Origin of the sequence: Shimia isoporae (assembly GCF_004346865.1) — a bacterium.
Classification (GTDB): Bacteria; Pseudomonadota; Alphaproteobacteria; order Rhodobacterales; family Rhodobacteraceae; genus Shimia; species Shimia isoporae.
In genome coordinates, this window is the sequence record NZ_SMGR01000007.1 from 1 (window position 1) to 25,105 (window position 25,105).

General features: G+C 54.9%; 37 protein-coding genes. 36 read left to right on the top strand and 1 reads right to left on the bottom strand.

Going from position 1 to position 25,105, the window contains the following annotated elements; all coding sequences use genetic code 11:
• Window positions 1-187: 187 nt before the first annotated feature.
• The 15 genes from BXY66_RS19960 (at window position 188) to BXY66_RS20030 (ending at window position 9,824) form a co-directional block, all read left to right on the top strand.
• A complete protein-coding gene (locus BXY66_RS19960) occupies window positions 188-1,408 on the top strand; it encodes an acyltransferase family protein (protein ID WP_132862182.1) in 1,221 nt (406 codons plus the stop codon).
• Window positions 1,356-2,156 carry a YqiA/YcfP family alpha/beta fold hydrolase gene (locus BXY66_RS19965; RefSeq protein ID WP_132862183.1) on the top strand — a complete coding sequence of 267 codons (801 nt, stop codon included), beginning with the start codon at window positions 1,356-1,358 and terminating at the stop codon, window positions 2,154-2,156. The genes BXY66_RS19960 and BXY66_RS19965 overlap by 53 nt, the downstream gene beginning before the upstream one ends.
• 193 nt (window positions 2,157-2,349) lie before the next feature.
• The gene (gene rpsJ / locus BXY66_RS19970) at window positions 2,350-2,658 is read left to right on the top strand and encodes a 30S ribosomal protein S10 (RefSeq protein WP_054003514.1); all 309 of its coding nucleotides are present in this window, start codon (window positions 2,350-2,352) and stop codon (window positions 2,656-2,658) included.
• Between the two features lie 12 nt (window positions 2,659-2,670).
• Window positions 2,671-3,396 (top strand): 50S ribosomal protein L3, encoded by a 726-nt coding sequence (rplC, locus tag BXY66_RS19975; RefSeq protein WP_132862184.1) that lies wholly within the window; start codon window positions 2,671-2,673, stop codon window positions 3,394-3,396.
• The gene (gene rplD, locus BXY66_RS19980; RefSeq protein ID WP_132862185.1) at window positions 3,393-4,010 is read left to right on the top strand and encodes a 50S ribosomal protein L4; all 618 of its coding nucleotides are present in this window, start codon (window positions 3,393-3,395) and stop codon (window positions 4,008-4,010) included. Before rplC ends, rplD begins: the two co-directional genes overlap by 4 nt.
• Window positions 4,007-4,303 (top strand): 50S ribosomal protein L23, encoded by a 297-nt coding sequence (locus BXY66_RS19985; protein WP_132862186.1) that lies wholly within the window; start codon window positions 4,007-4,009, stop codon window positions 4,301-4,303. The genes rplD and BXY66_RS19985 overlap by 4 nt, the downstream gene beginning before the upstream one ends.
• A gap of 233 nt (window positions 4,304-4,536) precedes the next feature.
• The gene (locus BXY66_RS19990; protein WP_132862187.1) at window positions 4,537-5,232 is read left to right on the top strand and encodes a sulfotransferase; all 696 of its coding nucleotides are present in this window, start codon (window positions 4,537-4,539) and stop codon (window positions 5,230-5,232) included.
• A 181-nt stretch (window positions 5,233-5,413) separates the two neighbouring features.
• Window positions 5,414-5,731 (top strand): DMT family transporter, encoded by a 318-nt coding sequence (locus BXY66_RS19995; protein WP_132862188.1) that lies wholly within the window; start codon window positions 5,414-5,416, stop codon window positions 5,729-5,731.
• A 16-nt stretch (window positions 5,732-5,747) separates the two neighbouring features.
• Window positions 5,748-6,368, top strand: a complete 621-nt coding sequence (locus tag BXY66_RS20000; protein ID WP_132862189.1) for a cysteine hydrolase family protein — start codon at window positions 5,748-5,750, stop codon at window positions 6,366-6,368.
• A gap of 465 nt (window positions 6,369-6,833) precedes the next feature.
• Window positions 6,834-7,676 carry a 50S ribosomal protein L2 gene (rplB, locus tag BXY66_RS20005; RefSeq protein ID WP_132862190.1) on the top strand — a complete coding sequence of 281 codons (843 nt, stop codon included), beginning with the start codon at window positions 6,834-6,836 and terminating at the stop codon, window positions 7,674-7,676.
• A 3-nt stretch (window positions 7,677-7,679) separates the two neighbouring features.
• Window positions 7,680-7,958 (top strand): 30S ribosomal protein S19, encoded by a 279-nt coding sequence (gene rpsS / locus BXY66_RS20010; protein ID WP_132862191.1) that lies wholly within the window; start codon window positions 7,680-7,682, stop codon window positions 7,956-7,958.
• A 3-nt stretch (window positions 7,959-7,961) separates the two neighbouring features.
• Window positions 7,962-8,342, top strand: coding sequence for a 50S ribosomal protein L22 (gene rplV / locus BXY66_RS20015; RefSeq protein WP_093325849.1), 381 nt, complete (start codon window positions 7,962-7,964; stop codon window positions 8,340-8,342).
• Window positions 8,342-9,052 carry a 30S ribosomal protein S3 gene (rpsC, locus tag BXY66_RS20020; RefSeq protein WP_132862192.1) on the top strand — a complete coding sequence of 237 codons (711 nt, stop codon included), beginning with the start codon at window positions 8,342-8,344 and terminating at the stop codon, window positions 9,050-9,052. The genes rplV and rpsC overlap by 1 nt, the downstream gene beginning before the upstream one ends.
• A 13-nt stretch (window positions 9,053-9,065) precedes the next feature.
• Window positions 9,066-9,479, top strand: a complete 414-nt coding sequence (gene rplP / locus BXY66_RS20025) for a 50S ribosomal protein L16 (RefSeq protein ID WP_132862193.1) — start codon at window positions 9,066-9,068, stop codon at window positions 9,477-9,479.
• 144 nt (window positions 9,480-9,623) lie between these two features.
• On the top strand, window positions 9,624-9,824 hold the full coding sequence (locus BXY66_RS20030; protein WP_132862194.1) for a hypothetical protein: 201 nt from the start codon (window positions 9,624-9,626) through the stop codon (window positions 9,822-9,824).
• A gap of 70 nt (window positions 9,825-9,894) precedes the next feature.
• Here the strand turns inward: BXY66_RS20030 and BXY66_RS20035 are convergent, their stop codons facing one another.
• Window positions 9,895-12,060: a methyl-accepting chemotaxis protein gene (locus BXY66_RS20035; protein WP_132862195.1), complete on the bottom strand. Its 2,166-nt coding sequence runs from the start codon at window positions 12,058-12,060 to the stop codon at window positions 9,895-9,897.
• Window positions 12,061-12,446: 386 nt separating this feature from the next.
• Between BXY66_RS20035 and BXY66_RS20040 the strand changes: the two genes are divergently transcribed.
• The 21 genes from BXY66_RS20040 to rpsM all read left to right on the top strand — a co-directional run bounded on the left by BXY66_RS20040 (window position 12,447) and on the right by rpsM (window position 25,102).
• On the top strand, window positions 12,447-13,067 hold the full coding sequence (locus BXY66_RS20040; RefSeq protein WP_132862196.1) for a 2OG-Fe(II) oxygenase family protein: 621 nt from the start codon (window positions 12,447-12,449) through the stop codon (window positions 13,065-13,067).
• Between the two features lie 121 nt (window positions 13,068-13,188).
• A complete protein-coding gene (locus BXY66_RS20045) occupies window positions 13,189-14,769 on the top strand; it encodes a BCCT family transporter (protein ID WP_132862197.1) in 1,581 nt (526 codons plus the stop codon).
• A gap of 177 nt (window positions 14,770-14,946) precedes the next feature.
• Window positions 14,947-15,195, top strand: coding sequence for a hypothetical protein (locus BXY66_RS20050; RefSeq protein ID WP_132862198.1), 249 nt, complete (start codon window positions 14,947-14,949; stop codon window positions 15,193-15,195).
• A 110-nt stretch (window positions 15,196-15,305) separates the two neighbouring features.
• Complete coding sequence (locus tag BXY66_RS20055; RefSeq protein ID WP_132862199.1) at window positions 15,306-16,298, top strand: AraC family transcriptional regulator; 993 nt, start codon at window positions 15,306-15,308, stop codon at window positions 16,296-16,298.
• Window positions 16,299-16,684: 386 nt separating this feature from the next.
• Window positions 16,685-16,885, top strand: a complete 201-nt coding sequence (gene rpmC, locus BXY66_RS20060; protein ID WP_093325860.1) for a 50S ribosomal protein L29 — start codon at window positions 16,685-16,687, stop codon at window positions 16,883-16,885.
• A gap of 14 nt (window positions 16,886-16,899) precedes the next feature.
• Window positions 16,900-17,130, top strand: coding sequence for a 30S ribosomal protein S17 (rpsQ, locus tag BXY66_RS20065; protein ID WP_132862200.1), 231 nt, complete (start codon window positions 16,900-16,902; stop codon window positions 17,128-17,130).
• 100 nt (window positions 17,131-17,230) lie between these two features.
• Complete coding sequence (gene rplN, locus BXY66_RS20070) at window positions 17,231-17,599, top strand: 50S ribosomal protein L14 (RefSeq protein WP_005849814.1); 369 nt, start codon at window positions 17,231-17,233, stop codon at window positions 17,597-17,599.
• 1 nt (window position 17,600) lies between these two features.
• Window positions 17,601-17,912: a 50S ribosomal protein L24 gene (rplX, locus tag BXY66_RS20075; RefSeq protein WP_132862201.1), complete on the top strand. Its 312-nt coding sequence runs from the start codon at window positions 17,601-17,603 to the stop codon at window positions 17,910-17,912.
• Window positions 17,905-18,465, top strand: a complete 561-nt coding sequence (gene rplE / locus BXY66_RS20080; RefSeq protein WP_132862202.1) for a 50S ribosomal protein L5 — start codon at window positions 17,905-17,907, stop codon at window positions 18,463-18,465. The genes rplX and rplE overlap by 8 nt, the downstream gene beginning before the upstream one ends.
• 18 nt (window positions 18,466-18,483) lie before the next feature.
• Window positions 18,484-18,789, top strand: coding sequence for a 30S ribosomal protein S14 (gene rpsN, locus BXY66_RS20085; RefSeq protein WP_093325866.1), 306 nt, complete (start codon window positions 18,484-18,486; stop codon window positions 18,787-18,789).
• Window positions 18,790-18,801: 12 nt separating this feature from the next.
• Window positions 18,802-19,191, top strand: coding sequence for a 30S ribosomal protein S8 (gene rpsH / locus BXY66_RS20090; protein ID WP_132862203.1), 390 nt, complete (start codon window positions 18,802-18,804; stop codon window positions 19,189-19,191).
• 12 nt (window positions 19,192-19,203) lie between these two features.
• Window positions 19,204-19,737 (top strand): 50S ribosomal protein L6, encoded by a 534-nt coding sequence (gene rplF, locus BXY66_RS20095; RefSeq protein ID WP_132862204.1) that lies wholly within the window; start codon window positions 19,204-19,206, stop codon window positions 19,735-19,737.
• Window positions 19,738-19,748: 11 nt separating this feature from the next.
• Window positions 19,749-20,111, top strand: a complete 363-nt coding sequence (rplR, locus tag BXY66_RS20100; protein ID WP_132862205.1) for a 50S ribosomal protein L18 — start codon at window positions 19,749-19,751, stop codon at window positions 20,109-20,111.
• Window positions 20,112-20,227: 116 nt separating this feature from the next.
• Window positions 20,228-20,794 carry a 30S ribosomal protein S5 gene (gene rpsE / locus BXY66_RS20105; RefSeq protein ID WP_132862206.1) on the top strand — a complete coding sequence of 189 codons (567 nt, stop codon included), beginning with the start codon at window positions 20,228-20,230 and terminating at the stop codon, window positions 20,792-20,794.
• A gap of 13 nt (window positions 20,795-20,807) precedes the next feature.
• Window positions 20,808-20,996: a 50S ribosomal protein L30 gene (rpmD, locus tag BXY66_RS20110; RefSeq protein ID WP_132862207.1), complete on the top strand. Its 189-nt coding sequence runs from the start codon at window positions 20,808-20,810 to the stop codon at window positions 20,994-20,996.
• Window positions 20,997-21,211: 215 nt separating this feature from the next.
• Window positions 21,212-21,424, top strand: a complete 213-nt coding sequence (locus BXY66_RS20115; RefSeq protein ID WP_132862208.1) for a DUF1127 domain-containing protein — start codon at window positions 21,212-21,214, stop codon at window positions 21,422-21,424.
• Between the two features lie 113 nt (window positions 21,425-21,537).
• A complete protein-coding gene (locus BXY66_RS20660; RefSeq protein WP_243694446.1) occupies window positions 21,538-21,753 on the top strand; it encodes a DUF1127 domain-containing protein in 216 nt (71 codons plus the stop codon).
• Window positions 21,754-21,956: 203 nt separating this feature from the next.
• Window positions 21,957-22,430 (top strand): 50S ribosomal protein L15, encoded by a 474-nt coding sequence (gene rplO, locus BXY66_RS20125; RefSeq protein WP_132862209.1) that lies wholly within the window; start codon window positions 21,957-21,959, stop codon window positions 22,428-22,430.
• Between the two features lie 108 nt (window positions 22,431-22,538).
• Window positions 22,539-23,903, top strand: a complete 1,365-nt coding sequence (gene secY, locus BXY66_RS20130; RefSeq protein WP_132862210.1) for a preprotein translocase subunit SecY — start codon at window positions 22,539-22,541, stop codon at window positions 23,901-23,903.
• Window positions 23,900-24,475: an adenylate kinase gene (locus tag BXY66_RS20135; RefSeq protein ID WP_132862211.1), complete on the top strand. Its 576-nt coding sequence runs from the start codon at window positions 23,900-23,902 to the stop codon at window positions 24,473-24,475. The genes secY and BXY66_RS20135 overlap by 4 nt, the downstream gene beginning before the upstream one ends.
• A 258-nt stretch (window positions 24,476-24,733) precedes the next feature.
• A complete protein-coding gene (gene rpsM / locus BXY66_RS20140; protein ID WP_132862212.1) occupies window positions 24,734-25,102 on the top strand; it encodes a 30S ribosomal protein S13 in 369 nt (122 codons plus the stop codon).
• The last annotated feature ends 3 nt before the right edge of the window (window positions 25,103-25,105 follow it).

Below are 25,105 nucleotides of genomic sequence, written 5' to 3' on the forward strand. Positions count from 1 at the left end.
CGCAAGCAAAACCTCCGTTAGGCGTTCGGGGCTCCCAAGCCTCAAAGCCAAGACGACAAACAAAAGAAAGGGGCTGCAATTCGCAGCCCCTTTTTGCGTTTCACTTTTGGAAGCGGTTGCGTCAATCCGGTTTGGGTTATTACGGTGTTGTTGGCCCAAATGACGGGCAGGTTGCCGGAGAGATGAAATGACAGCACCAAATCGACGGATGGCGGTTTTGCTTTCCGGGCTGGTACTGGGTGCCTATTTTCTATTTCTGGCGTCGGGAACGGGTCAGGTTCTATACGAATGGTCCAAAGAATTTGCGCCTTATTCGATCCGCCGCTTTCTGGGAATGAGCAAGCGCTACATGCTCCAGTACGGGCACATTTTCTTTCTTTTCTCTTTGCTGGTTCTGTCGCGATACATTTTTGTTCAGGAGCGGCGGACCGTTTTGTCCGGCAAACCGATGGATTTCTGTATCAGGTACAGCACCGCGGTGTTTCTGTTCCATTTTCCGGTGATGTTTTTTTTCGCGGCGGTCACGCCTTACGACAAGACCGTACCCTGGCAACAGTTTGTGCTTCTTGGTAGCACGCTTTTTACAAGTGTTGGTCTGGGGATGTTGTGCTTTGCAATCAAACCGCGCTTCGATCAATGGCAAAAACGGCTGGTGAACTTGTCGGAGGCCCACTTCCCGCGTCCTGATATCATCCGGACCCCGGAAGCGTTGAAGATCACGCGTTCGCACAGTGAAATACTCAACCAGGTCAAGGTGATTGCCATGATCTGTGTGGTGCTTGGGCACTTTAGTTTCCACAGATTGTCGTCTTTCCAGATACCTGGATTTGATGGCGCGGCTCCCCGGTTTGCAGTGCCGACATTCTTCATGATTTCCGGATATTTTCTGATGATGTCGATCGACCGAAGTCGACTGGGAGCTGCAGCGATCACAATCCGCAGGGGATTTGGTCTCTACTACATCATTGTTCCAATGTTGCTGCTGACCGTGGTTCTCGACTTTTTCGGTTTCAGGGCAAATGCCGAACTCTACGACTATTCGGATTATTACATCACAGAAGACCTTCGTCGCCCCTATACCCGCTTCGAAATCATCGCGGCGTCAATTAGCAGCTTGCTGTATCTCAACGAGAGTTGGTGGTTTACCTTGCTGGAAATACATAGAGGCCACGGTGGCATGCGCGCGTTTTCAAATGATCCATTCTGGTTCATGTGCTATCTGATTGCGTTCTCGACGCTTTTGCTTATCTGGCGGCTTGTTCGCGGATGGTGGAAGTTTGGGCTGCTCGCGACTTGGCTGTTTGTTTTTGGCATACCCATACTCTTGCTTGCTCCCTTGTTTCTGGCGGGATCGCTTGCTTACCTTATCCACCAGCGTTGGAGATTGCCTGACGATGTCTCTACTTAAATCAATCGGCTTGACCGGAGGAAGGGCGCAAGCGCTCATTCGGGCCGCTGCCGCCCTTGTCTTGGGCGCCCACTTAGCAATAGGCAACGCCAAGGCCGATGATGTGGTTTTCGGATATTACGACGAGTTCACCCTGTATTTTGAGGATGAAGGCGGTTTGAAAGACGAGATCCTATTGGTTTTTCATGGATTTGGATCCGCGATGCCAAACGGGGCTTACCGCAGTCTGCACAACAAGTATGCGGAGCGATATTCGATCATCGGCTTCAATTATGACTATTTCGATCTTACGGCGAATGACACCATTATGGATGCCGTTTGGGATCAAATCCTTAAAGACAAAAGCGTCACTTTCGCCGGAACCTCTCTTGGAGGATTTTGGGCAAATTATTATGCCGAGAAATTTGGGGTTCCAAAGGTCTTTGCTGTTAACCCGGTAATCGATCCGGTCCAACAGTTGCGGCAGTTTGTGGGAACGATCACGGTTGAAAAGCGAAACAAGACTGTCTTGGTGACAGAGACGGATATAGACAACTACATCGGAAGGAAGGCACGTCCATCACCAGATATCGAGCGCCTTATCATCCTGACGAGGGACGACAAGATATTGGATTATCGGCTTGCCGAGGACTGGTATGATGTCTCGGGCACGGAACTGGTGATCCTTGATGACGGCGGGCACACCTTGAACTTGCGAGAAGAACGCTACGAACCAATCATCAAGCCGTTTTTGCTGGGGGAAGATTAGGCGGGGCTTCGATTTTCGGTGGAGGCAAACAATTCCCGCTTTGCACTTGCCAGACGACCAAACCCCGTATAATACGCGCGGGTTCTCATTGAGAACGTGAAGGCGGGGTGATTCCCGCCTTTTGGGTTCGATGAGGGTTTGCGGTGGTCGCAGGTCCTCCTCTCAACTCCCACGCCTACAAAAGGCTGACGAAATGCAAAGTCAAAACATTCGCATTCGGCTGAAGGCTTTTGATTACCGCGTGCTGGATGCCAGCACACAGGAAATCGTAGCAACCGCAAAGCGCACAGGCGCGACGGTTCGCGGCCCGATCCCGCTTCCGAACAAAATCGAGAAGTTCACCGTTCTGCGTGGTCCCCACGTTGACAAGAAATCCCGCGATCAGTTCGAGATCCGTACGCACAAGCGTCTGCTCGACATCGTTGATCCGACCCCGCAGACCGTGGACGCGCTGATGAAGCTCGACCTGGCGGCCGGCGTGGACGTCCAGATCTCGGTATAAGGAGAGTATTAGATGCGCTCCGGTATCATCGCGAAAAAAGTGGGCATGACCCGCTTGTTCATGGAAGACGGTAAGCAGATTCCTGTGACCGTTCTCCAACTCGACGGCCTTCAGGTTGTTGCACAGCGCACCATGGAGAAGGACGGCTACACCGCTGTTCAGCTCGGCGCTGGCTCCGCCAAGGCCAAACGCACCTCCAAAGCCATGCGTGGCCACTTCGCAGCAGCGAAAGTGGAACCCAAGCGCAAGCTGGCCGAGTTCCGTGTCTCCGAAGATGGTCTGATTGAAGTGGGCGCGGAAATCTCCGCAGAACACTTCCTTGAAGGTCAGAAAGTAGACGTTGCGGGCACCTCGATCGGTAAAGGTTTTGCCGGTGCCATGAAACGCCACAACTTCGGCGGTCTGCGCGCGACACACGGTGTCTCGATCAGCCACCGTTCGCACGGCTCGACTGGTCAGTGTCAGGATCCCGGTAAGGTTTTCAAAGGCAAGAAAATGGCCGGCCACATGGGTGCAGTCCGCGTGACCACGCAGAACCTGGAAGTCGTCAAAACCGACGCCGACCGTGGTCTGCTGTTCATCAAAGGCGCCGTACCTGGTCCGAAATCCGGTTGGGTTTCCGTCAAAGACGCCGTGAAGAAAAAAGCGCCTGAAGGCCTGCCATTCCCGGCAGCCGTGAAGGCAGCAGCAACCGAAGCAGCGGCCGAAGAAGCGCCTGCGGAAGGTGGTGAAGCATGAAACTTGACGTGATCAAACTCGACGGCTCCAAGGCTGGTTCTGTAGAACTGTCCGAAGACCTGTTCGGTCTGGAACCGCGTGCGGACATCCTGCACCGCGTGGTCCGTTGGCAGCGCAATAACGCGCAAGCTGGCACTCACAAGGTGAAGACCCGCTCCGAAACTTCTTACTCCACCAAAAAGATCTATCGCCAAAAAGGCACCGGCGGCGCACGTCACGGTGACCGTAACGCGCCGATCTTCCGCGGTGGTGGCATCTACAAGGGTCCGGTTGTGCGTTCGCACGGTCACGACCTGCCGAAGAAGTTCCGCAAGCTGGGCCTGAAGCACGCCCTGTCCGCGAAAGCGAAAGCAGGCGAGCTGGTTGTGATCGAAGACGCAGCATCCGAGGGCAAGACTGCCGCTCTGGCCAAGCAGGTTGCAAACCTGGGCTGGAAACGCGCTCTGGTCATCGACGGTGCGTCCGTGAACGAAGGCTTCCTGAAAGCATCGCGCAACATCGAAGGTCTGGACATCCTGCCGACGATGGGTGCGAACGTTTATGACATCCTCAAGCGTGACACCCTGGTGATCACCAAAGCGGGGATCGAAGCACTGGAGGCTCGTCTGAAATGAGCGCGAAGGCAGAACACTACGATGTGATCCGCAAGCCGGTCATCACCGAGAAATCCACAATGGCGTCCGAAAACGGCGCTGTGGTTTTCGAAGTATCGATCGACAGCAACAAACCACAGATCAAAGAAGCTGTTGAAGCGCTCTTTGGTGTGAAGGTCAAAGCGGTCAACACCACAATCACCAAGGGTAAAGTCAAACGTTTCCGCGGCCAGCTCGGCAAGCGTAAAGACGTCAAAAAGGCTTACGTCACCCTGGAAGAAGGCAACACGATCGACGTGACCACCGGTCTGTAAGATCTAGTTGTTTGAGAGAATGAAAGCCCCCCGGCCTGAGATGGCCGGGGGGTTTTTTCGTCTTGGGCGGGCAATTGAGAGTACACGAGTCCTGTCTCGTCTGCCGGAGTGCTTTCGCCGAAGTTTCAAATACTCAAGGTCTGATTCAGGAAGGACCGGAACGGACGCCCTTGTCTGATTTCAGTTGCCGTGCCAATGAGAGGCTGTTGGCGCGATATGTGATGGAGAACAAATTGTCGAAGACCGGAGCAACAGTCCGCATGTTTGAGGATGAGGACTCTCGTGGCTCAGCCGCGCGTACCTATCCTGTATTTGGGTGCCCTCGAGGCGGCACAACGGCCGTTGCACGGTGTGTCGGCGCTCTTGGTATCTTCATGGGGGACGACATGGGGGTCAATTTCGAAGACCCTTTGTTTGGCGCCGGCAATCCCAAAAAACGCGATACCGTAAAAGCGCGAAACAAGGCGCATTCGGTTTGGGGGTGGAAGTTCCCAAACGCGGTGAACTATCTGGATGCAATTGCGCCAGCGCTGCGCAATCCGAGGTACATCTGTGTGACGCGAGACGTTACGGCCAACGGCCTTGGGATCTCTGCGAGAGACAAGAATTTTGACGATGTGATGGCTGTCGAACGTTCTCTGCAAAACACGCAGCGCAACTTCACTTTCCTTTTGCGGCAACAGAGGCCGTCTTTGCTTGTTAGCTATGAGAAATTGATAATGAAGCCTGAAGAGGTTTTGGCAGATCTCTCAGACTTTCTGGGGGTTTCCCCAAGCCAAGAACAACTTGATTTCGCCTTAGATGGGATCACGCCGGGGCGCTATAGGCCAGCCCACGAGAAGGGCAATTCTCCAAAACCCGCAGGTGCGGGTGCCGCTGCACGAAAAGATCGCTCGTGGCCTTGGAAGAAGGCAACACGATCGACGTGACCACCGGTCTGTAAGATCTAAGTTGTTTGAAAATAGGGAGCCCCCTGTCAGAGATGGCAGGGGGCTTTTGTTTGTGTTGCCTCATTGGCTTGTGGCGGATATGCTTGCGCTGCCTGTTGGGACGACCCAACTCTAAAAAGGCTCAGCCGGGACGGCCCGTTTTGTTTGAAACGAGGTGATCATGGCTTGGATTTATCTTCTCATCGCAGGACTTCTGGAAACCGCTTGGGCGGCGTCGTTGAAATCTGTGGCGCAACGGTTTGACGTTGGTGTTGCGGCTTTCACCGTTGTGGCCATGGGGGCGTCGCTTTTTGCGCTCTATCTCGCAATGGCGCGGCTGCCGCTTGGGGTGGCTTATCCGGTCTGGACCGGCATCGGTTCGCTTGGCGCGGTTGTTGTCAGCGTGCGCTGGTTCGGGCAGGCGCTGTCGTGGCAGGGTGTTTTGGGTGTGGTTTTGCTGTTGGCGGGGATGGTCTTACTGGGCGCTGAAGGACACTGAGGAAAGGGATTGGATAATGGCAAATGCAGCAAAACAGGCGCGGGCGCTGATTGAGGGGCGGGCGGCGCTGATCGTGATCGACATTCAGAAGAGCACGTTCATCGACCAGAGCGAGGTGCGCTCGATTGATAACATGCCGAACTACAAGGACTACATGCTGGCCGCGCGTGAGGCGGTGGATGTGGCGCATGAGGTGGGCATTCCGGTGATCTTCATTCAAGAGGTGCACCGCCCCGATTTGATAGACTTTGGACGCGAGCTGGACGGGGACGAGGATGTGCATTGCCTTGAGGGTGATCCGCGTACCGAAGTGGCCAAAGAGGAGATGGGATTTCGGGAGGGTGACTACGTTGTGCCGAAACGGCGGTACTCGGCGTTCTTTGGAACCGATTTTGAGATCCTGCTGCGCGGGCTGAAGGTGGATACGTTGCTGTTGTGCGGCGGGCTGACGGATGTTTGCGTGCACTACACCTTCGTGGACGGGCATCAGTCCGATTATTTCTGTAGGGTGATTGAGGATTGCGTGGCTGGCTCATCGCTTGAGGCCCATGAGGCGGCGTTGAAGGCGATGGAGTATCTGCAGACCGGCGCGCGGCGCGGGTTGGGTGAACTGCTGGCTGCGATGCGGGAAGGATGAGAGTGACTGCCCACTGACTTCAGTGACTTTGGATTTTGCGGAATTGCGCGAAACAGCGGGCCTTGGGCCGCCGCGCATCGTCGTGCTGAAAGCATGCCTCTGGCATGACGCGCCCCTACGCGGCGGTGATTTGGTGAAGCTAGCGCTCCCTCGATAGGGCTTACTGACGTGGCTGGGATAAACTGGCAGGTACATGCGTTTGAATCGCCACCGCGCGCGTCGTCGATGCGCGGCTTGGGTGCGAATGTTGGCGCAGGCCAAGAAAAACAAGGGGTGCACTTGCCACCACCCCGCAACCCCGCTATATCGCGCAAGTCGTGTGGCCTCAGATTCGTTCTGGGGCTGCTCACGTTTTGAACCGGGCACCTACGGGGGCCTAAAAACTTGGCCACCTTCGGGGGGCTTTAACATCGCCGGATCTGATCAATTTCCACAGGTCTGGCTGCTATACGGAAGACAGAAAGCATGGCACTTAAGTCGTACAAGCCGACGACGCCGGGCCAGCGTGGGCTGGTGCTGATCGACCGTTCGGAACTTTGGAAAGGACGTCCCGTCAAAGCTCTCACCGAGGGTTTGACTAAATCGGGCGGCCGGAACAACACCGGACGGATCACCTCGCGTCGTCGTGGTGGTGGGGCAAAACGCCTTTACCGGATCGTTGACTTCAAACGTAACAAATTTGATGTGGCGGCAACCGTTGAGCGGATCGAATACGACCCGAACCGGACCGCGTTCATCGCATTGGTCAAATATGACGACGGCGAGCAGGCATACATCCTTGCACCGCAGCGTCTGGCAGTGGGCGATCAGGTGATCGCGTCTGCAAAGGCCGACATCAAGCCGGGCAACGCAATGCCGTTCTCGGGCATGCCGATCGGTACCATCGTGCACAACATCGAACTGAAACCGGGCAAAGGCGGCCAGATCGCCCGCGCAGCCGGTACTTATGCTCAGTTCGTTGGTCGTGACGGCGGTTACGCTCAGATCCGCCTGTCCTCGGGCGAACTGCGCCTCGTGCGTCAGGAATGCATGGCCACCGTTGGTGCCGTGTCCAACCCTGACAACTCCAACCAGAACTTCGGTAAAGCCGGTCGTATGCGCCACAAGGGCAAGCGTCCGTCGGTCCGTGGTGTTGTTATGAACCCGATCGATCACCCGCACGGTGGTGGTGAAGGACGTACGTCTGGTGGTCGTCACCCTGTGACACCCTGGGGTAAGCCGACCAAAGGTGCACGCACCCGCAACAAGAACAAGGCGTCGCAGAAGCTTATCATTCGCTCGCGTCACGCCAAGAAGAAGGGCCGTTAAGATATGGCACGTTCTGTATGGAAAGGCCCCTTTGTGGATGCTTATGTGCTTAAGAAAGCAGAAGCAGTCCGCGAATCCGGCCGCAACGAAGTGATCAAGATCTGGTCCCGTCGTTCCACCATTCTGCCCCAGTTTGTGGGTCTGACCTTTGGTGTGTACAACGGCCAGAAACACATCCCTGTCAACGTCACTGAAGACATGATCGGTCAGAAGTTTGGTGAGTACTCGCCGACTCGCACCTATTATGGTCACGCAGCTGACAAAAAAGCGAAACGGAAGTAAGTCATGGGCAAGGCAAAGAACCCCCGCCGCGTGGCTGAAAACGAAGCAATGGCGAAAACCCGCATGCTTCGCACCAGCCCGCAGAAACTGAACCTCGTGGCCGGCATGATCCGCGGCAAGAAAGTTGAGAAGGCTCTGACCGACCTGACTTTCTCCAACAAGCGTATCGCAGCAGACGTGAAGAAATGCCTTCAGTCCGCAATCGCCAACGCCGAGAACAACCACAACCTGGACGTCGACGAGCTGATCGTTGCCGAAGCCTATGTGGGTAAGAACCTGACCATGAAACGCGGTCGTCCGCGCGCTCGTGGTCGTTTCGGTAAGATCATCAAGCCGTTCTCGGAACTCACCATCAAGGTGCGTCAAGTTGAGGAGCAAGCCTAATGGGTAACAAAGTAAATCCGATTGGCATGCGCCTTCAGGTGAACCGCACCTGGGACAGCCGTTGGTACGCCGACACCAAGGATTATGGTGATCTTCTCCTGGAAGACATCAAGATCCGTGAGTTCATCAAACAAGAGTGTAAGCAAGCCGGTATCGCACGTGTGATCATCGAGCGTCCGCACAAGAAGTGCCGTGTGACTGTTCACACCGCGCGTCCGGGCGTGATCATCGGCAAAAAAGGCGCGGACATCGAGACGCTTCGCAAGAAGATTGCAGCGATGACCGACTCCGAGCTGCACCTCAACATCGTTGAAGTGCGCAAGCCGGAACTCGACGCAACACTGGTCGGCGAGTCAATCGCCCAGCAGCTGGAGCGCCGTGTGTCCTTCCGCCGTGCGATGAAACGTGCTGTTCAGAACGCAATGCGCATGGGCGCCCAGGGTATCCGGGTGAACGTAGCAGGTCGTCTGGGTGGTGCAGAAATTGCGCGTACCGAATGGTATCGCGAAGGTCGCGTTCCGCTTCACACCCTGCGTGCCGATATCGACTACGCACACGTGGAAGCAACAACCGCTTACGGGATCATTGGTATCAAAACCTGGATCTTCAAAGGCGAGATCATGGAGCACGATCCGCAAGCGCGTGACCGTCGTTCGCAAGAAGTCCAGGATGGCCCAGCACCTCGCGGTGCAGGTGGCGGTCGTCGCTAAGGGAGACTGAAACATGCTTCAGCCAAAGCGTACAAAATTCCGCAAAATGCACAAAGGCCGTATCAAAGGCCTCGCAAAAGGCGGTTCGGACCTGAACTTCGGTTCTTATGGTCTGAAGGCAACCACACCTGAGCGTGTGACTGCCCGTCAAATCGAAGCGGCGCGTCGTGCAATGACCCGTCACATGAAACGTCAAGGTCGCGTTTGGATCCGCATTTTCCCGGATGTACCGGTAACTGCGAAGCCGATCGAAGTCCGGATGGGTAAAGGTAAAGGCTCTGTGGACCGCTGGGTCTGCAAAGTGAAGCCTGGCCGCGTCATGTTCGAAATTGACGGTGTTTCCGACGACGTTGCACGTGAGGCCCTGCGTCTTGCAGCCATGAAACTGCCGGTGAAAACCCGCGTTGTGGTGCGCGAAGACTGGTAAGTCTTCGTCGGGATTGCCCTAAAAAGCTTACAGCCCTCGCCGAGAAATCGGCGAGGGCTTTTTGTTTTTGGGCGACGCGATCTCACATTTGGCGTTTGCCCGCAGCCGTGTTACCTTGGGTCAAATGCCTGAAAGGTATCGAGCATGGCCAAGAGCGATTTGAAAGTCACCGACATCCTGAGCGCGTACCCGGACTGCCCGCAACGCGAGATGGCGTTGCGCGCTCTGCGCAAAGGTCACCCTGATTTAGCTCTGGAATGGCTGAATGCGCTGCAGGATATGATTGCAGATGGGCGGGCTTCAATCGAAAGGGACCGGCTGGTCGCTCAGAAACGTCGCGCCTAGGAACCTGCGAACAAAAAAGCCCCGCAGTCCTGAGACGCGGGGCTTTTCGTTTCAAATGTTATGAGCTTGATCAGGCAGCTCGCGCAGATGCGAACTTCGCCTTTTGCCCACCTTTTTCGTCCTTGTCGCCCTTGAGGCGGAATTTGGAGACTGCCTGAACCAAGTTGTCCGCCTCCATGCGAAGCACTTGGCCAGCTGCAGACGTCTCTTCAAGCATGGCGGCGTTTTTCTGGCTGTCTTTGTCCAGAGACTCGACTGTGCCGTTGACCTCCTTGAGGCCACCGGACTGTTCGACGGTATTGTCCGCGATCTCGTTCACGGTGCCGACGACTTTTTCCACGGTGCGTACGATTTCTTCGAGAGCATCGCCGGTCTGGTTCATCAGCGTAACACCATTGGCAACTTCCGTTGTCGAACTCGCAATCAAGGTGTTGATCTCATGAGTCGCTTCGGACGACCGCTGCGCAAGCGCGCGAACTTCGGACGCAACAACTGCAAACCCACGTCCCGCGTCGCCGGCACGTGCCGCTTCGACTCCGGCGTTAAGCGCCAGCAGGTTGGTTTGGAAGGCAACGTCTTCGATCATTCCGGTGATTTGCGAAATCGCGTCAGAAGATTCTTTGATGCGCTGCATTGCCTCGAGCGTCTCTTCTGCGACCTGTCGGGTGGCTTCTGCCTGATTTTGAGCGCTGTTTACGCGACCGCGGGCCGTTTGAGCCTTGTTCGCGGTGTCGGTAACTGTGTCACCCACGTTTTGTAGTGCTGCAGAGGTTTCCTCTAGCGAAGCCGCGTTGATTTCGCCACGACGGGAAGCGTCATCTACCGCCCCGGCAATTTCCTGCGCCGTACGGCTCAGCACGCTGCTGCTGTTGGATAGTTTGTGCATCATATCGTTCAAACTATCCGTGAGGTGATCCAGTGTGTCGGAGATATCCTTGAACACGCCTTTTTGACCGTTGGGCATGGATTGGGTCAGATCGCCTGTTGCAAGTTCGCGCAGAGCTTTCTTGATGTCGCCCAATCCTTTTTCTGCGACCTCACCAATCGCGTTCACGCCGTTGCCTAGCTCGGCGAATACCGGATCGGTGCTTGTGACTTCGATGCGTCGGCTGAAGTCGCCTTCGGCACAGCTGTCGATGACCATACCGATATCTTGTACAAGCTGACGTTTAGTCTTTTCTTCTTCGCGGTTTTGCGCAGCGATTTCGACGATGGATGCGATTTCGCGGACCCGAGATTTAGGAACTTCCGGTTCGAAGTTGCCTTCCATCATCCGCGCAAGGAAGTTGTCCAGTTGGACCAACGGTCGGGAGATGGCGCGAGACATCAGGAGTGAGAAGAGAATGAACAGAGCACCGCCAATGACTCCGGTGTAGAGCGCCTTGGATTGGGCGTTCTTGCCTAGAGTAACAGCTTCCTGCTCTATGATCTCGCGGACCTCGCCTGCTTCCGAGACGATCACTGCATTTGAGGGGTAGGCGTCAGCGAATGCCTTGGACACATTTTTGCGGATCGACAACTCAACCTGTTTCTCGGCAACGTATGCGTTGAAGGCCGCTTCGTATTGGTCCAAGAGGGGATCTATTTCGGCTTTTTGTTCGGGAGAGTCATAAAGGAATGCTGGCAGCGAACGGAACTCTTCCAGGCGTGCGATCACGTCGGCGGCCGATTCAGGATCGGATGTTGCGATGAAGTCTTTTTCTGCAACTCGTGCCGTGAGCAGTTTGGCGTGTAGAACTGGAACCTGAACGTATTTCAACTGGTCTTCCACAGCTTGAATTGCGTTATTCAGATCGCCACGCAAACCGGAGGCAGCATCAAGCCCCAGCTTCTGGTTGCTAGCTACCAGCTTGTCGAATTCGACACCATATATCTCAAGGTGTTTTGCCAGTTCCGGCATCGCTTCTTGCGAAGCTGCCATCTCGGGAATTGTCGGCAGTTCGGCGGCCAAAATGTCAAAGGAGCTTTGGAGCTCGGCCAGAGTATCCGCTTGTCGGCCGATGTATTTAGGATCTGACCGAAGAAGGAAGTCCTTCTCGTTTCGACGGGCCAGAAGGAATTGCACGTAGACGCGGATTGCTTCGAGGTTGACCTCCTCGATCTGCTGCGTCCGCACTTGCATGGCATCGCGCTGCTTGCCTGCGTCCAGAGCGGTGTTGAAGATGATGAAGATCACGCCGATGGCGAGGCCGATGATGGCAAAGATGGCCATCCGAATGGAAATTTTCGGTTTCATTCTGACTGTCTCGTTGCTTTCTCTTTGTCGGATTGGCTATCAGCCAATGGTTAAAAGAAAGTGGTTGCCGACTTTTCCCGGTTAATTCGCAGTTTCCATCGATGGACGGCTTTCTAAAATTCTTTTCCATTAGTGGGTTAAGGTAGAGCGCACCTCAAGGTGCTTCATTTATTGAAGTAAATGAAGGTTTGGGTTGCTGAAAGGACAAGAGGGTTCAAACGCATTTTGGCGACCAACCCGAAGCAAACCGGGAAGAGAATCATTAACTGGCGCGTTTCTCAGAACCGCAGGCATTGCACTTTTGACACCAAGGGAGGCGTGCTCCATCAATACTCCTTGATCTCTCCAGCCCTCGCGTTGGTCTTCAACGTGCGATACGTAAGGGCATGTCCAAAATCGAATCCCTCTTTGTGACCCGCCTGTATCGTGCTCGCCTTTCTGAGTTCGACCCGAAAATCGACACAGCAGAACTGGAAGCTTCCTGTTACTCAATTGCCGAAGATGATGAGGCCGGACAGAACTGGTGCGAAGAAAAGGGGTATCCGGGATACACCTCATATGCGTCTCTGACAGACCTGCCTTGGCGCTTTCCGATTTTCGGAGACATCGTCGAGGCACTTGATAAACACGTCGCTGCGTTCGTGGAGGATCTGGAGTTTGATCTGGATGGGCGGAAACTCGTTCTGGAGGACATCTGGATCAACATTCTGCCGGAAGGCGGAATGCACTCGTCGCATCTTCATCCGCATTCTGTGATCAGTGGAACCACCTATGTGTCCATGCCGGAAGGCGCGAGCGCTCTCAAGATCGAAGATCCGCGGTCTGGCCGTATGATGGCCGCTCCGGTTCGTCGTCAAGGCGCGCGTCGTGAGTTGGAGCCTTTCATTTATGTTAAGCCGGATGTTGGCGACGTGCTTTTGTGGGAAAGCTGGTTACGGCATGAGGTGCCAATGAACATGTCAGAGGATGAACGCATTAGCGTTAGCTTCAACTACAAGTGGGAATAGCACTCGCTTGCTGGTAGCGCCTCTCCGACGCGAAAAATACATAAAGAGTCGTCGGTCACCTTACGTCACCCTGCCTGCGCTGGTTAGTGTTGCCTCAGACAACATCTAAATGGAGGGCGAGATGGCAGAGGAAGATACCGACTATGAGGTCGGACAGGATAACGTTCAGGTCTTTGGACTGGATATACACAACCCGGTGTTTGCCATTTCCGGCTTGACGATTGTTGCTTTCGTATTTTTTTCGTTGGTTTTCAAAGAGCAGGCAGGCGCGTTTTTCGGCTGGTTGCGACCAACTCTGACAAGCAACTTTGACTGGGTCTTTATGATCAGCGCGAACATCTTTGTCGTGTTTTCTCTGCTGCTTGTTGTTTCGCCACTCGGGAAAATCCGATTGGGCGGAGATGATGCGAAACCCGACTATAGCTATGCCGGCTGGATAGCGATGTTGTTCGCCGCCGGCATGGGCATTGGCCTTGTGTTTTGGGGCGTCGCGGAACCGATTTCTCATTATGGGGCGTCGCTGGGCGGTATTTCTGTCGGCGAAGATGGCATGCGAACAGACTGGGCGCCTCTTGGAGCCGCGGTAGGCGATCCGGACGCAGCGCAGGGTCTTGCCATGGCAGCCACCATTTTCCATTGGGGGCTACACCCCTGGGCGGTCTATGCCGTTGTGGCTCTGGCGCTCGCCTTCTTCAGCTTTAACCGCGGATTGCCTTTGACGATGCGTAGCGTGTTCTATCCGCTGTTCGGCGAAGCGACCTGGGGGCCGTTGGGTCACATCATCGACATTCTGGCAGTCTTTGCCACGATCTTCGGCCTTGCGACGTCGCTGGGCCTCGGCGCGAGTCAGGCGCTTGCGGGTTTGAACTATTTGTTCGGGGTTCCGATCAGCGATGGAATGAGCGTGTTGCTCATCGTTCTGATCACGGTCTTCGCACTGGTATCGGTTATCGCAGGTCTTGAAAAAGGGGTTAAGCGGTTGTCCGAGGCCAACATGATCCTCGCGGCTGCGCTCCTGATCCTTGTGCTGCTTGTCGGGCCTACGGTGGCGATCTTGACGGGGTTCTTTTCCGGCATGGCGGAGTACATTGTAAATTTGCCGGCGCTGTCAAATTGGATGGGGCGTGACGACGCCAACTTCATGCAAGGTTGGACAACATTCTATTGGGCGTGGTGGATCAGCTGGTCGCCGTTTGTGGGTATGTTCATTGCGCGTATTTCGCGCGGACGGACAATTCGTGAGTTCATCGTTTGCGTGCTACTGATCCCAACACTGGTTGGCGCGCTTTGGATGAGTGTTTTTGGCGGCGCGGCGCTGGAGCAGGTGACCGGCGGCGCGGCGCAAGGGCTTGTAGATGCGTCTCTTGAAATCAAAATGTTCAAAATGTTTGAGGCGTTCCCGCTGACCGGAGTTCTTTCTTTTATCGGGATCGTTCTCGTCGTGGTGTTCTTTGTGACAAGTTCGGACTCCGGTTCGTTGGTCATCGATACAATCACGGCGGGCGGCAAAACCGATGCGCCAACTGCTCAAAGGGTTTTCTGGTGCATCCTGGAAGGCGCGATTGCAATCGTGTTGTTGCTTGGTGGCGGGCTTGGCGCTCTTCAAGCGGCTTCCATTGCAACCGGTTTCCCATTCGCGATCGTTCTAGTGTTGATGGTCGTGTCGGTAACGCTTGGATTGATTAGGGAACGCAAGGGCTGACTAAACAACAAGTGAGAGTATGAAACTGGACCGCCAAATTCGGCGGTCCTTTTTTGTGCTTTTGGCCCAAAACCATACGTTTTTGGCCCGAAAACTGTGAATTTGTGAGGTGACGGACCTCATATCTTTTTCATCGGAAGACAGATTAAACACACAAACCAAGTTAGGAGCCCAAACATGTTCTCGAAAGCAACTCTCTCCGTCGTCGTTCTTGCCCTGACCTCCTCCATGGCCGCGGCCAACATCAACGCAACACCTGCGCCATCACCGGTGCCAGCTGAAGCTTCCGCTACATATGAAGTTGCCGGCACCAATGGCATGGATCGCCGTCAAGACCGTCGCGACACCCGCCAAGACTGTCGCGCAAGCGAAGGCGCTGTAGGTGCCGACAAGCGTGACTGCAAACAGGATAGCCGGGCTGGGTGAAACCGGCTTGTGGGGGCGTCGCCGGATGGGGCGATACTAAAGACCGGCCGCGGGGAGTGGCCGGTCTTTTCCGTTGTGGAAAGGTGCGTCACTCTGCTTAATCTGGGTTCATGTTACAATCACCGAGCCCTCGCTACACTTTCGTCAAGTCTCAGTTAGAGAAAGACCTCGGTGCGACAGCCGCCAAAGAAATTGTGTCGGCTGCAGGTCTGCTTGGCGTTCGTGAAGCGGAAGCAACTGTTCAGGACGAGGCGCGGCTGATCGAGTTTGCAGTGAAAAAAAGCAATCGCCCGGAGTTGGCTGCGCAGCTTGGAATGGCATTTCGACACTCCAGCACACTTTCGGCATTCATCGCTCGCAGCTCTGAAACTCTGCGTGAAGCTGTTCTGGGCGTGGCCCACTTTCTGCGGCCGACCGATCCTACAACAGTGATTGAGCGTTTTGAGGATGGGGAGAATGAAACCCTAAGGGTATACAGTCGAGAACCGCAGTTATTGATGAACTTGCCGTTTCAGGAGTTCCTTGTATTTGCGCTTTTGGCGCGGATGCGGACGGTTGCCGGTCGCGAACTCCGCCCCCGATCGGTGCAAATAAAACATGGGCGTTCCGGCGACATTCGTGCTTACGAGAGATTGGTCGGAAGTCCCGTGCTTTTCGGATCCAAGAATACAGGAATTGTCTTTGAGCGAGCCGTGCTGGACCAGCGCTTGGCAACACATGACGCTGTTCTAGCCGCGCACCTGAGACGGCTTGGTGAGGTCGAAATCGCGGAAAGTACGCAGCGGCGCGAAACTCTGGCGGAGAAAGTTCGTAGATCCATCCTTGATGGCTTTCCGGGAAAGCTAAAGTCTCGCGAGGAAGTCGCGGAAGAACTCGGGTTAAGTCGCCGCAGCATGACCCGCAAATTAGAGGCAGAAAGCACAAGTTACCGAGACTTGGCTACGGGCATTCGGCTTGATCTGGCGCGAACCTATTTGGGGCAAGGGCTGAGTGTTACTGAGACTTCATATTACCTTGGATATGCCAGCCAGGCAGTTTTCTCGTCGACGTTTAAGAAGTGGACGGGGTCCACACCAAAGGAATTTTCCAAGTCACATCGCTAAATGCCCTGCATTTAACCGTTTGGGGCGACGAAGCTGCTCTGGATGAATGCGATAGCCGTCGAAAACTGGCGTTGGCTCGTCTGTTGGTGGCTGGTGCAATGTTGGCAACGCCGACAACAGGCAAAACTAAGGCGCGTTCGCTCTTACGAGAGCGTTGCCGGGTGAGTTGGCGTGAATGTGGAAAAGTGGGCGCATAAAGAATATCCAACAAATGTTGGGAGATCTACCAATCGTCCCTTGCCAAGGTGTGGGACTCCCCGTATAGAGCGCCATCTCGCGGATTCCGTTTGTTCGGGATTCGTGTGTCTATCATTTGTCCATCAGGTCAAAAGGTAACCCTGCACATAACCTCAGGGGCCTTCTGATGTATGAGAAAGGAAGAGGCGATGAACGCCAACGAACTGCGTGAAAAAACGCCGGATCAGCTTCGTGAAGAGCTGGCCAATCTGAAAAAAGAATCGTTCAACCTGCGTTTCCAACAGGCCACCGGCCAGCTGGAAAACCCGGCTCAGATCCGTGCAGCGCGTCGCAACGCTGCGCGCGTGAAGACCATCCTGAACGAAAAAGCCAAGTCGGCAGCAGAGTAAGAGGAGCCTGATAGATGCCCAAACGTATCCTGCAAGGCACCGTGACCTCGGACGCCAACGCCCAAACAGTAACCGTATCCGTCGAACGTCGCTTCACGCACCCGGTTCTGAAGAAGACCATTCGTAAGTCCAAAAAGTACCGGGCTCACGATGAGAACAACGCCTACAAAGTAGGTGACTCTGTTCGTATTATCGAATGCGCTCCGCGTTCGAAAACCAAACGCTGGGAAGTTTTGGAAGCCTAAGAGACTCGTTCGAGTCTCCTGGCGACTGAAACTTTTTAGTTTAGTCGAAACCCTGGGGATCACAGCACGCATCGCTGCCCCATAGGTCGGGAGAAACCACATGATCCAGATGCAAACAAATCTGGATGTTGCTGACAACTCCGGCGCTCGCCGAGTTCAGTGCATCAAGGTTCTGGGTGGCTCCAAGCGTAAGTACGCATCCGTAGGCGACATCATTGTTGTCTCGGTAAAGGAAGCCATTCCGCGTGGTCGCGTTAAAAAAGGTGACGTCCGTAAGGCCGTCGTCGTACGCACCGCAAAAGAAGTCCGTCGTGAAGATGGCACCGCGATCCGTTTCGATCGCAACGCAGCTGTTATTCTGAACAACAGCAACGAGCCCGTAGGTACACGTATCTTTGGCCCGGTTGTTCGCGAGTTGCGCGCCAAAAACTTCATGAAGATCATCTCGCTCGCGCCGGAGGTGCTGTAAGATGGCTGCTAAGCTGAAAAAAGGCGACAAGGTCGTCGTTCTTGCCGGTAAGGACAAAGGCAAAGAGGGAACTATCTCCTCTGTTGACCCCAAAGCCGGTAAAGCCGTTGTGGAAGGTGTGAATATCGCCATCCGCCACACCAAGCAGAGCCAGACCTCCCAGGGCGGTCGCATCCCTCAAGCGATGCCGATCGAACTGTCGAACCTGGCATTCCTGGACGCGAACGGCAAAGCCACACGCGTTGGCTTCCGCATGGAAGGCGACAAGAAGGTGCGCTTCGCTAAATCCACGGGGGACGTGATCGATGCTTGATAACGCAAACTACACCCCGCGTCTGAAGTCGCTCTATGCGGACGAAATCCGCGCCGCTCTGAAAGAAGAGTTCGGTTATGAGAACGACATGCAGATTCCTAAGCTGGAAAAAATCGTGCTGAACATCGGCTGTGGCCGTGCAGCCGTAAAAGACAGCAAGAAAGCCAAGTCGGCGCAGGCTGATCTGACCGCAATTGCGGGCCAGAAAGCTCTGACCACCGTGGCAAAGAACTCTATCGCCGGCTTCCGTGTACGCGAAGGCATGCCGATGGGGGCCAAGGTGACCCTACGTGGCGAACGCATGTACGAATTCCTCGATCGTCTGATCACCATCGCGATGCCGCGCATCCGCGACTTCCGTGGTGTGAAGCCGAGCTTTGACGGCCGCGGCAACTTCGCCACCGGTCTGAAAGAGCACATCGTGTTCCCAGAAATCGATTTCGATAAAGTCGATGAAAACTGGGGCATGGATATCGTAATCGCCACCACCGCCGAAACCGATGCGGAAGCGAAGAGCCTGTTGAAGCATTTCAACATGCCCTTCAACGCGTAACCGCAGGAAGGATTAGACATGGCTAAAAAAGCAATGATCGAACGCGAAAAGAAGCGCGAACGTCTGGTGGCGAAATACGCAGCCAAACGTGCCGAGCTGAAAGAAATCGCAGCCGATGAGTCCAAGCCGATGGAAGAGCGTTTCAAAGCGCGTCTGAAACTGGCGAAACTGCCGCGCAATAGCTCGGCAACCCGTCTTCACAACCGTTGCCAGCTCACCGGTCGTCCTCACGCTTACTACCGTAAGCTGAAGGTCTCCCGTATTGCGCTGCGCGAGCTGGGTTCTGCAGGTCAGATCCCCGGCATGGTCAAATCCAGCTGGTAAGGAGAGAGCGATATGAACGATCCTATCGGTGATATGCTGACCCGTATCCGTAACGGCCAGATGCGTGGCAAGTCCGTGGTTTCTACCCCGGCTTCCAAACTGCGCGGCTGGGTTCTGGATGTGCTGGCCGACGAAGGCTACATCCGCGGCTACGAAGCGTCTGAAGAGAACGGCCATCCGGCGTTCGAAATCAGCCTGAAGTACTACGAAGGCACTCCTGTTATTCGCGAACTCAAGCGGGTCTCCAAACCCGGCCGTCGCGTGTACATGGGCGCCAATGACATCCCAACCGTCCGTCAGGGCCTGGGTGTGTCGATTGTCTCCACCTCCAAAGGTGTGATGTCTGATGCAAGCGCACGCTCCAACAAAGTTGGCGGCGAAGTGCTTTGCACGGTCTTCTAAGGAGAGCTGAGAATGTCTCGTATTGGTAAAAAACCGGTCGAGCTGCCCAGCGGCGTAACTGCTTCTGTCTCCGGCCAGACCATCGAAATCAAGGGTCCGAAGGACACTCAGTCTTTCACAGCAACTGACGACGTCACTGTTGCTGTAGAAGACAACGTTGTGAAAGTGACACCGCGTGGTTCGTCCAAGCGTGCGCGTCAGCAATGGGGTATGTCCCGCACCGTCATCGCCAACATGGTGACCGGTGTGACTTCGGGCTTCAAAAAAGAACTCGAAATCAACGGTGTTGGTTATCGTGCACAGATGCAGGGCAACACCCTGAAGCTGTCGCTCGGTCTCTCGCACGAAGTGAACTTCGAAGTTCCGAAAGGCATCACTGTGACTGCGCCGAAGCCGACGCAGATCATTGTTGAAGGTACTGACAACCAGCTGGTTGGCCAGGTCGCGGCGAACATCCGTGAATGGCGCAAACCGGAGCCCTACAAAGGCAAAGGTATCAAGTACGTTGATGAATATATCTTCCGCAAGGAAGGTAAGAAGAAGTAAGGACCAGACAGATGGCAAACAGCAAACGGGAACTGTTCCTCAAGCGCCGCCTGCGCGTCCGGAACAAACTTCGCAAGGTCAATGGCGATCGCAAGATGCGTCTTTCGGTACACCGTTCGAACAAGAACATCAGCGTTCAGCTGATCGACGATCGCAACGGTGTCACCGTAGCCTCTGCCTCGACCCTCGAAAAGGATCTTGGCATGGTTGGCAAAAACAACGTCGAAGCAGCCACCAAGGTGGGTGCGGCGATTGCCGAGCGTGCCAAGAAAGCCGGCGTGACCGAAGCATACTTCGATCGCGGTGGTTTCCTCTTCCACGGCAAAGTGAAGGCTCTGGCCGACGCTGCGCGTGAAGGCGGCCTGAGCGTCTAAGCGACTTGCGGGGGACGGCAACGTCCCCCCGATGATCCGGGGAGGCGGATTTTGATCCGTCTTCACTGGGATTGGATAGAACAGGCGCCACGCGCCAGTAGATAAAGGAATGCCAAATGGCAGAACGTGAAAATCGCCGGGGCCGCGGTCGCAACCGCGAAGAAGAAGCTCCGGAATTCGCTGATCGTCTCGTTGCGATCAACCGTGTTTCGAAAACCACCAAAGGTGGTAAGAACTTTGGCTTCGCAGCTCTGGTAGTTGTCGGTGACCAAAAAGGCCGCGTCGGTTTCGGCAAAGGTAAAGCGAAAGAGGTCCCTGAGGCCATCCGCAAAGCCACCGAACAAGCCAAACGTCAAATGATCCGCGTGCCGCTGCGCGAAGGTCGTACCCTGCACCACGACATGGAAGGCCGTCACGGCGCCGGTAAAGTGGTTATGCGTACCGCGCCTGAAGGTACCGGTATCATCGCAGGTGGTCCTATGCGTGCCGTTTTCGAAATGCTCGGCGTCAAAGACGTTGTTTCGAAATCCATCGGTTCGCAGAACCCCTACAACATGATCCGCGCAACCATCGACGGTCTGAAAAAAGAAGCCAGCCCTCGTCAGGTTGCCGCACGCCGTGGCAAGAAAGTTGCTGACATCCTGCGCAAGGATGAAGCACCTGCCGAAGCTGCAGACGCGTAAGGAGTAGCGACCAATGGCAAAAACCATCGTTGTAAAACAGATCGGTTCTCCGATCCGTCGCCCCGCAGACCAGCGTGCCACATTGGTGGGCCTGGGCCTGAACAAGATGAACAAAACCCGTGAGCTTGAAGATACCCCTTCGATCCGCGGTATGGTCAACAAGATCCCGCATCTTGTTGAGATCATCGAGGAAAAGGGCTGAGCCTAACGCTCGCACGACATCGAGAAACGCCCCCGCAATCGCGGGGGCGTTTTTTGTTGGTCTAGTCACAGTTTTTGGATGCCCATTCGCAAACTGCATATCGGACATGCAGCTTTGTGAGTTGTTTGCGCAATCAATAGGCATATTTGAGAGCCAGGATTTGAAGAACGCGCTTGGCCCGGCGTGGCGCACCGGAGCTCTTAAGGACACACATCATGCAACACGCACCTGCACTTTATATCGAACCCGTTGATTTCGTTGGACGCATCCAGCACGCAATCGAAGATTTCCGCTTTGGTCGCAAACAAAACAAAGCATTCAGAAATACTGTGCGTGAGTTGTCGGGTCTTTCTGATCACGAATTGGCCGACATCGGCGTCGAACGCAGCGACATCGTCGCGGTCGCCCGTGAGTGTGCGGCTTCCTAAGTTAGAATATCCGAGCAGTTCTCAGGCCTCGGACCGATGTCCGGGGCCTTTTGCTTGCAAAGTCGCTGTCCCAAAGCGGATCGGCGCGTCACAAACAAAAAAAGGAAAACAAAGTGGCTCTCATCGAAACAACGTCTACACAGACACCTTCATTCGTTCAGCGTCTCATCGCCCTGTGGCGGTCCAACAAGGATGCCTATCTGGTTCAGATGCGGCTCAATGCTACCGTACGCAAGTTGAACAGTATGACTGACCGGGAATTGGCGGACATCGGTGTGTCCCGCTTCAATATCCATGACGTCGCTCGCGATGCAGCCATGAGAGGTTAAGCATCCTAGCAGCACAGTGAACAACCCAAGCGCCTCCACTAAGCGGGGGCGCATTTGTTTAGGTGGTGTCGCCCTGCTTGCGTTAGGGTAAATCCTCGTCTATACGCGCCCAGTGGTCATTCTGACCGCAAGAATCAAAACCAAGAAACGCCGTGTTTGGCCCGATTACGCTTCGTGGGTCAGTTCCGGCAAGGAGAAGCGAAATGAAACTGCACGAACTGCGCGACAACGAAGGCGCAACCAAGAAACGCATGCGCGTTGGCCGTGGCCCCGGCTCCGGCAAAGGTAAAATGGGTGGCCGTGGTATCAAAGGTCAGAAATCCCGTTCGGGTGTTGCGATCAACGGCTACGAGGGTGGCCAGATGCCCCTCTACCAGCGTCTGCCAAAGCGTGGCTTCAACAAGCCGAACCGCAAAGCATTTGCTGTTGTGAACCTGGGCCTGATCCAGAAATTCGTTGACGAGAAAAAGCTGGACGCAAAAGCGGCGATCACCGAAGACGTTCTGGTCGCATCTGGTCTGGTGCGTCGTAAACTGGACGGTGTCCGTGTTCTGGCCAAAGGCGAAGTTTCCGCCAAGCTGAACATCGAAGTGACCGGTGCCTCCAAGGCCGCAGTCGCTGCTGTGGAAAAAGCAGGCGGCTCTCTGACGGTCAAAACCGCGCCAGCGGCAGAATAAGAGGTTGTGAGCGGGCGGATACCCGCTTACATAATCTTCCAAGTTTTCCAGACGCCGCCAAACCGGGAAACGGTTCTGGCGGCGTTTTTAATCTAAGAGAGATCCTAAATGGTATCTGCAGCAGAGCAAATGGCGGCCAACACAAGCTGGGCCGCACTTGGTAAAGCCACCGACCTGCGCAACCGCATCCTGTACACGCTGGCACTTTTGATCGTCTATCGTCTTGGCACCTGGATCCCAGTGCCGGGTATCGATGGCGTCGCCCTTCGTGAATTCATGGAAAGTGCACAGCAAGGTATTGGTGGCATCCTGTCGATGTTCACTGGTGGCGCACTGGGCCGCATGGGCATCTTTGCTCTGGGCATCATGCCTTACATCTCTGCCAGCATTATTGTGCAGCTTCTCGGCTCAATGGTTCCGTATCTTGAACAGCTCAAGAAAGAAGGGGAACAGGGCCGCAAGAAGATGAACCAATACACCCGCTACGGTACGGTGGCTCTGGCGATTCTACAGTCCTATGGTCTGGCAGTCAGCCTGGAAGCAGGCGACCTTGTGACCGATCCAGGTCTGTTCTTCCGCTTTAGCTGTATGGTCACTCTCGTCGGTGGCACCATGTTCCTGATGTGGCTCGGTGAACAGATCACCGCTCGAGGCCTCGGCAACGGTATCTCTTTGATCATTTTTGTCGGCATTATCGCTGAGCTTCCTGCTGCGATGGCACAGTTCTTCGTCTCTGGTCGTACTGGCGCCATCAGCGCTCCGGTGATCATCGGCGTAATCGTGATGGTTATTGCCACTATTGCCTTTGTGGTCTTTATGGAACGCGCACTGCGTAAAATTCATATTCAATACCCGCGTCGTCAGGTCGGAATGAAAGTTTACGACGGTGGTTCTTCGCACCTTCCTGTAAAGGTCAATCCGTCAGGCGTTATTCCAGCGATCTTTGCCAGCTCCTTGCTGCTGTTGCCGACAACGATCTCAACATTCTCCGGTTCTCAGACGGGTCCGATTATGTCGACGCTGCTGGCCTATTTTGGCCCGGGACAACCGCTGTACTTGTTGTTCTTTGCGGCCATGATCGTGTTCTTTGCCTACTTCTATACCTTCAACGTCAGTTTCAAGCCTGACGATGTGGCAGACAACCTCAAGAACCAGAACGGGTTTGTCCCTGGCATCCGTCCGGGCAAACGCACCGCGGAATATCTGGAATATGTTGTGAACCGCGTGCTTGTGTTGGGGTCGGCCTACCTTGCGGCAGTTTGTCTCCTTCCTGAAATTCTTCGTGGCCAGTTCGCGATCCCCTTCTATTTTGGCGGCACTTCGGTTCTGATTGTTGTTTCGGTGACGATGGACACCATTCAGCAGGCTCAGAGCCATCTGCTAGCCCACCAGTATGAAGGGCTGATCGAAAAATCGCAGCTGCGCGGAAAAGGCAAAAAGCGCGGCGCACGCAAGGGAGCTGCTCGTCGATGAATATTATTCTGCTTGGCCCGCCTGGTGCCGGTAAAGGAACTCAGGCTGGTCGCCTCGTAGAAAAGCGAGACATGATCCAGCTTTCTACGGGTGACATGCTGCGCGCCGCCAAAACCTCTGGAACCGAAATGGGCAAGAAGGTTGCGGAAGTGATGGACCGCGGCGAGCTTGTCACGGATGAGATCGTGATCGGTTTGATCCGTGAACGCCTTGAAGGGGACAAGAAGGGCGGCTTCATCTTTGACGGATTTCCTCGCACGTTAGCCCAGGCTGATGCCCTTGCAGATTTGCTCGACGAATTCGGTGAGAAGCTGGATGCTGTTGTAGAGATGCAGGTGAACGACGAAGTGTTGGTCGAGCGCATCATCAATCGCGCCAAAGAGGCGGTTGCCGCTGGCGGTACAGCCCGTGCGGACGACAACGAGGAAAGCCTGAAAGTGCGTCTGATGGCCTATTACAAGCAGACCTCGCCGCTGATCGGGTATTACCACGCCAAAGGCAACCTGACCGCGATTGACGGTCTGGCCTCTATGGATGAGGTAGAAGCCTCGATTGCTGGCGTGTTGGGGTAAGCCCGCTTTGACCAGCAATGTCGAAACCCTGCCTGAATGGCGGGGTTTTCTTTTTACTGAAAGGGAGGTGTTGACACCCCCCTGAATCATCCGTAAATCACGCCATCTCTTAATAGAGAATCAAATTTTTGCCGGAGGGTCGCACCCATCCTGCAAGATCACCTGATCAGCTGAGGCCCGATCGCTCAAAAGCGTCGGGCTTACGTTGTGAAAAAAGGTTCTGGAACCACGGAACCGCAACGAAAAGGAAAGTGACACGTGGCACGTATTGCCGGCGTAAACATCCCGACCCACAAACGGGTCCCGATCGCCCTGACTTATATCACTGGCATTGGCCCAGCTTCTGCCAAAGAAATCTGCACCGCAGTCAAAATCGACGAAACCCGTCGTGTGAATGAACTGAGCGACGCAGAAGTTCTGTCTATCCGTGAGCACATCGATGCGAACTTCACCGTTGAAGGTGACCTGCGTCGTGAAGTGCAGATGAACATCAAACGTCTGATGGACCTCGGCTGCTACCGCGGTCTGCGCCATCGTCGTAACCTCCCGGTCCGCGGTCAGCGTACCCACACCAACGCACGTACCCGTAAAGGTCCTGCGAAGCCGATCGCCGGCAAGAAGAAGTAAGGG